This is a genomic window from Deltaproteobacteria bacterium RBG_16_64_85 (assembly GCA_001798885.1).
In the GTDB taxonomy this organism is placed as follows: Bacteria; Desulfobacterota; Deferrimicrobia; order Deferrimicrobiales; family Deferrimicrobiaceae; genus FEB-35.
The window spans coordinates 6536-11828 of sequence record MGQW01000047.1 but is presented as its reverse complement, the minus strand read 5'-3'; the positions used below and the strand labels follow the sequence as shown (position 1 = coordinate 11828).

Sequence of the window (5293 nt, the reverse complement as noted above, 5' to 3'; positions counted from 1 at the left end):
CGAAAATTGGTTTCGGTATCATGACGAGGTTTACAAGGGGTTTGCCGTATCCTGGCTGATGGAAGAAGGTGTTGAAGGAGATCTTCGACCCGTGTGGTTTGAGAAGAAGGCCTAACATCTATATGACCCCCTCCCGATTGCGCGCCGTATCGATCACCTCGGGCGGTTGTCCTTCCCGTCGCTTCCGGATCGTCTCCCCCGTCCGATGGGGCGGATGTCGATAGTGCCAGGCCGCCTCCACCAGGACGCGCCGCACGTGCGCGTTGTCGGCTCGCGTGAGAGATCCGCGTCTTTGCTTTCCTCCGCTGGAGTATTCCGAAGGAACCAGGTCGATGAAGGACATCAGCTTCCGCGGAGATGCGAACCGGTTCAAGTCGATCGACTCGGAAAGAATCGTCATCGCCGTAAGCGTCCGCACGCCGCGCAGGGTTTTCAGTCGGGCCACGGCTGGGGCGATGCCCGGTTTCTGCGCCTCTTCTTCGATCCGCGCGTCAAGCCGGGCAACCCTCTCCAGCTGTTGATCCACGGCCAGGAGGTATTCGGCGAGCACGGTTTCGGCGTTGGCGTCCTCGAATGTCAGCGCACGAATCCATCGCCAGTGGTCCCGGGTCCACGATTTTCCTTCGGAGCGTCGTCTCTGGCGCAGCAGGAACTTCTGCAGCCGGTGGCTGCAACGCACGAGGTCCTCGTTGGCGTCCTCCCGGGCGCGGACCAGATACCGGAGCGCTTCCTGGGCCGGCGTGGGGACACAGATCGCCGTGAGTTCCCCCATGCGGTGCATGCGGGCCAGCATTTCCGCTTCGCATCGGTCCGTCTTAACCCGGTCTCCGGGCTTCGTGGGAATCAAGGACGGGGCGATAACATTGCAGGGGATCCCTTTCCCGTCGAGGAAGCGTCGCAGATCGTACCCCCAGGGGCCGGCCTCGTAGGCGCACCGGGCCTTCCCCAGCCCCTCCAGGCGCGTTGGCAGGCGTTACTTCCCCTTTGTCGTGTTCGGCGCTTCCCAGCGGGACTCCGTGTGCCCCGCTTCGTTCACGGCGACGACGACGATGCTTTCCTTGTGTACATCCAATCCGATCCAGGTGATAGAATCGTTCATAACCAGCTCCTCCTGTATTGTGGCTCTGATCAGATTCGCGCCCGACTAAACCACGTTATTACACGACAGAGCCGGTCAATCCAGAATGTCTAGACCTACGAGGAAAAACGTACGATGAGACCCAGAGATATATTAAATAAAAGAAAGAAAACTTACTTGATAATCACGGCGGTTAGTTTTGTCACATTGGCTATGGTAGCGTTTTTGGATAAATATATACCTCAATCATTGTTCAATATAGTATCAATTGGCTCAGGTACTGTATTTGCGGTTGGTATATTATTGGTGTACATAGGAATTAAATGTCCTAAGTGCAATAAAATATTGGGTCTTAAATTCGTATTTGCAGAAGAAACACTTATCCATTGTCCTCGTTGCGGAATTAATTTCGATGAGGATTCATTATAAATATCTGTGAACGATCGGGGAGATAAGTAACCCTTTATTCTGGGTTGATAGGTAACATATTTTCCCGATTCTTGCGACCCCGGCCGTTTTCGACCCTGAGGTCGCGCTTATCGATTCGCCTGAGGCGGAGGGGGCCGAAGGAGACCCTCCCAGAGCCCGTCGATGATCTCAGGCAGGTTGGCGTGCGGACAACCGAAAGGACATTGCGATCGCTCGACGAGCCCTTCGGGCCCCTTGATCTGGTATCGAACGATCCACTTGAATCCGGTTTTTCGGATGATGCCGTAGCGGTCGCACAACTCGCTCACGGAGATCAGGACCCGGGCGTGGTCGGCGATGAAGAGTAGTCTCTGGTCCATCGGTGACGTGTCCCTCCAGGGCATGAGGAACCTGCTTGGCGCCCGCCGCTCGGCTGGGGCGGTAGGCCGCCGCCCTATGGGTAAAACCTGATGGCGGGAACCCCGTGGCTGAAGCTGGGGGTCGGGTTTCTGATATCAAAGACAGGAGGAAAAGCATGAGCATTCGAGACACCGCATGGAACGTTGTCAAATGGAAAGTCATGAAGGCTCATCTTGGCTACACCGATGAGGAGATGAAGGCATTTCGAGAGAATCCGAGGAACGAAGAGGTCCTCACGAAGGCGCCAGCCTTGATCCACAAGACGATCGTCCTGGAGGTTGTTCAGTCTCACGGTTGCAACAGCCAACACAAGGTAGGTGACAAATTCACCTTTGATGGTGCCGGAAATCTCCTGACGAAACGTTGCCCAAAAAAGATTTGCATCTACGCGCTCAACGCGGCAACCTCGATGATCTTCGCATCCAACGAGCTCTTCTACGCTGGCATTGATCCCAATGAAATGCGGTTCAGGCGAGCCGCCTGCTTTGACGTTGGTGTGCAGTGTGGCGGCTGGGGCCGAATCGTACTCGAGCTCAGCGTACGGGACCGGAAGGAATCCTGACAACATCTTGCAACTGCCAGTTTTTCGGCGATCCTTCTTTTTGGGGAGGGAGGCAGGGGATTATGGGTACACGCAGCAGTTCATCCGGGCGCCGCAGGATGAGGTTCCTCGCTATGGTTCTGGCCGTTCTCGGGTCTACGGCTCTCTGCAACCCTGCCTTTCCCGACGAGCTGCCGTCAATCCGCCAGGGGATGTGGAAATTCCATCGCACGGTAGACAAGAAGACACTCGAGGTGACGAAGTGCACGAGCCCGGCGGAGGACATGAAAAAGCAGAATGCGATGCTCGAGAAAATCGGTTGCCGGTTCTCTCCCGTCAGGAAGTCCGGCAACACCTACAAGTTCACGGTGGACTGCTCGATCAAGAGCCCTTCGGGCGCCGCGATAAAGAGCCGCACAACCTCCGTCATGACCGTGGAAAGCGATAGCGCGTACAAGGTCGAGATCGACGTGGTGACCGATGGTCATACGACGAAGGAGCTGCTCGTCGCGCAACGTGTCGGCGATTGCAAGAGGTAGAGCGGCGCGAATCCAACGCGGCTATCCGGTCATCAATGGATGGAAAGGGAAATGTCGCACGGGAGGAAACCATTGACCGGGAGGGAAGCAGCCATGCCAGGCGACCCGAAGGCGGATGCGCTGACGAAATCGACGGTTACGGCGGTAAATCGCTTCAACGAGGCCTTCAACCGGCACGATGTCGACGCCGTGATGGCGGCCATGACGAAGGATTGCGTATTCGAAAACACTTGGCCGGCGCCGGACGGAGAGCGCTACGAGGGTCGGGAGGCCGTTCGGTCCTTTTGGGAGAAATTCTTCCGTTCCTCCCCCAATTCCGTTTTCAAAGCGGAGGAGATATTCGCCGGGGGAGACCGTTGCGTCGTCCGGTGGCGGTACGAATGGGTGGAAAAGGACGGCAAGCCCGGACACGTCCGGGGCGTGGATGTCGTTCGGGTGCGGGACGGGAAAGTGGCCGAGAAGCTTTCCTACGTAAAAGGCTGAAACGGTCGGGAACGAAGATTTCGCGAGGTGGCGCGCCGGCTTACCCAGGGGTGACCCGAAGGAGTACGTTACGGGTCCTGGGTCCGTCGAACTCGCACAGGAAAATCGCCTGCCAGGTTCCCAGCACCAGCTGGCCGGCCTCTACGAAGACCGAGACGGAAGGGCCGATCAGGCTGGACTTCGCGTGGGCGTGCGCATTCCCTTCGGTGTGCAGGTAGTTCCCCTTGGAGGGGACCATCGACTCCAGGATGTTGAGGAGGTCCTTCCGGACGTTCGGATCGGCGTTCTCGTTGATGGTCACCGCCGCGGTCGTGTGGGGGATGAAGATCGTGCAGGCGCCCTGGGTAATGCCGCTCTCCCGGACCACGTAGCGCACCGTGGCGGTGATGTCGACAAGCTGTTGTGCAGCTTCGGTCCGTACGTTGACGGTTTTCACGTTCATCGCGCTTCTCCCTGGCATCCCTTTGTAGCACAGGAGCTTTACAAGGGTCAAGGAAGGGTGTCCCTCACGGTGGACTTCCCGCTATAATGGGTCCCGTGACGCCGACGACGCGCTTGATATTGGCCTCCGCCTCTCCCCGTCGCAGAGAGCTGCTCCACGCCGTCGGGGTGCCGTTCCGGGTGGTCCCTTCCCGCATCGGGGAGGTCCCCCGGCAGGGGGAGCCGCCTCTACGGTTCGTACGCCGGGCCGCCCGCGAAAAAGGGGAGGAGGTGGCCTCCCGTTACACTTCGACATTCGTCCTGTCGGCGGACACAATCGTGGTTGCGAAGGGAAAGATTCTCGGGAAGCCCGCGGACCGGAAGGAGGGGCAGCGCATGCTCTCCCTGCTCGCAGGGCGCGAGCACCTGGTGCACACGGCGGCCTGCCTGCTTCGGGTGGACGGCGGGTACCGGGATGGATTGTGCGTGACCACCCGCGTCCGGTTCCGTCCGCTGACGGAGGAAGAGATCACGGCGTATCTCCGCACCGGCGAGAGCGACGACAAGGCGGGGGCCTATGCCGCGCAGGGAGCGGGAAATCTCCTCATCGACCGGATCTCCGGCTCCTTCACGAACGTGGTCGGCCTCCCGATGACGCAGACGCTTGCGATGCTGCTGCGGGCGGGGCTGCTCGTCGTGTCACGGAAGGGCTCCGGCTGGTACGAGTTCGCTGGAGGAAGGTCATAAGGGAATGGAGGAGCCGGTCAGGGACCGCGTGGCAAGGGTCCTGGAACGAGTTGCCCGCTCGGCGGCTCGTTCGGGCCGTTCCCCCGAATCGATCCGGCTGGTGGCGGTCACCAAGACGCATCCGGTGGAACGGGTCGCCGAGGCCTACGAGGCGGGCCTGAGGGTGTTCGGCGAGAACTACGTCCAGGAGGCGGACGAGAAGGTACGGGCGTTCCCCGACGCGGAGTGGCACCTGATCGGGAAGCTCCAGGCGAACAAGATCAAGAAGGCCGTTTCCCTGTTCGGCTGGATCCAGTCGGTCGATTCCCTCCGCCTGCTGGCCGACATCTCCCGCCGCTGCATAGAGGCGGGGAAGACGGTGCCGGTTCTCATCGAGGTGAATCTGGCCGGGGAGGGGAGCAAGGCGGGAATCCCGCCGGATGGGCTCGCAGGGCTCCTATCGCCCGCCGCCGGCCTGCCGGGTGTCCGGATCCGGGGATTGATGGCCGTCCCGCCGATGACGGAAGATCCCGAGGAGAGCAGACCCAATTTCGTGCGCCTGCGGGAACTGTTGGATCAGGTTGCCTCCCTTGGAGGGGCGGCAGGGGAAATGACGGAGTTGTCGATGGGGATGTCGAGCGATTTCGAGGCGGCGATCGAAGAGGGGGCGACGATGAT

Annotated in this window: 7 protein-coding genes and 1 pseudogene (1 of these 8 only partly in view); 5 read left to right on the top strand and 3 right to left on the bottom strand. The window is 59.8% G+C overall.

The genetic code is table 11. The annotated features are described in order from the left end of the window. Window positions 1-118: 118 nt before the first annotated feature. Both A2Z13_02805 and A2Z13_02800 read right to left on the bottom strand, forming a co-directional pair. Window positions 119-847 (bottom strand): hypothetical protein, encoded by a 729-nt coding sequence (locus A2Z13_02805; protein OGP78803.1) that lies wholly within the window; start codon window positions 845-847, stop codon window positions 119-121. Window positions 848-1614: 767 nt separating this feature from the next. Beyond that, window positions 1615-1866 (bottom strand): hypothetical protein, encoded by a 252-nt coding sequence (locus A2Z13_02800; GenBank protein ID OGP78802.1) that lies wholly within the window; start codon window positions 1864-1866, stop codon window positions 1615-1617. A 155-nt stretch (window positions 1867-2021) separates the two neighbouring features. Here A2Z13_02800 and A2Z13_02795 point away from each other — a divergent pair, with 155 nt between their 5' ends. The 3 genes from A2Z13_02795 to A2Z13_02785 all read left to right on the top strand — a co-directional run bounded on the left by A2Z13_02795 (window position 2022) and on the right by A2Z13_02785 (window position 3469). Then, window positions 2022-2468 carry a hypothetical protein gene (locus A2Z13_02795; protein ID OGP78801.1) on the top strand — a complete coding sequence of 149 codons (447 nt, stop codon included), beginning with the start codon at window positions 2022-2024 and terminating at the stop codon, window positions 2466-2468. Between the two features lie 113 nt (window positions 2469-2581). After that, the gene (locus tag A2Z13_02790; protein ID OGP78800.1) at window positions 2582-2986 is read left to right on the top strand and encodes a hypothetical protein; all 405 of its coding nucleotides are present in this window, start codon (window positions 2582-2584) and stop codon (window positions 2984-2986) included. Window positions 2987-3079: 93 nt separating this feature from the next. Then, window positions 3080-3469: a DUF4440 domain-containing protein gene (locus A2Z13_02785; GenBank protein OGP78799.1), complete on the top strand. Its 390-nt coding sequence runs from the start codon at window positions 3080-3082 to the stop codon at window positions 3467-3469. Between the two features lie 40 nt (window positions 3470-3509). On the opposite strand, the gene A2Z13_02780 is transcribed toward A2Z13_02785, so the two are convergent. Beyond that, on the bottom strand, window positions 3510-3911 hold the full coding sequence (locus tag A2Z13_02780; protein OGP78798.1) for a hypothetical protein: 402 nt from the start codon (window positions 3909-3911) through the stop codon (window positions 3510-3512). A gap of 86 nt (window positions 3912-3997) precedes the next feature. On the opposite strand from A2Z13_02780, the gene A2Z13_02775 reads away from it, so the two are divergent. After that, entirely contained in the window at window positions 3998-4636 is a 639-nt protein-coding gene (locus tag A2Z13_02775; GenBank protein ID OGP78797.1) for a septum formation protein Maf, read from the top strand. Between the two features lie 4 nt (window positions 4637-4640). Then, a pseudogene (locus A2Z13_02770) lies at window positions 4641-5293 on the top strand (YggS family pyridoxal phosphate enzyme); it runs 55 nt beyond the window's last position.